Raw genomic sequence first — 387 nt, forward strand, 5'->3', positions numbered from 1 at the left:
TGAAGCCGCTCCTGGGCGAGCTGCGGGCCTGGGGACGGAATCTAAACCAGCTGACCGTCCTGGCCCATCAGGGCCACATCGAGAGCGCCAATCTGCGAGAGGCTGTCGAGATGCTGGGCAGAGTCTACGAGACGGTCAACCGGCTGCTGACAGAGGAAGGGCGGGTGGTAACCCATAGCGACGTGCAACTTCATCCGTGAGAAAAAGCAGACCGCCGGCGCCATGGGCGGCGTCCTGCGGTACGTGGCCCAGGAGCAGAAAACCGTGGACACAGACGGCACCCGCTATCTCACCGGGGTCAACTGCATGGCGGATCTGGCCTATCAGAGCTTCCTGGCCACGAAAAACCTGTATGGCAAGGCCAGCGGCACCTGGTTCTATCACTAC

Annotated in this window: 1 protein-coding gene; it reads left to right on the forward strand. The window is 62.0% G+C overall.

The window, feature by feature from the left end; genetic code table 11:
- The coding region (locus H9X91_RS14075) for a MobC domain-containing protein (RefSeq protein ID WP_204805881.1) at positions 1-200 on the forward strand (200 nt) is incomplete at its 5' end.
- Positions 201-387: the final 187 nt, after the last annotated feature.

The organism is Oscillibacter valericigenes, assembly GCF_016902445.1.
GTDB lineage: Bacteria > Bacillota > Clostridia > Oscillospirales > Oscillospiraceae > Oscillibacter > Oscillibacter avistercoris.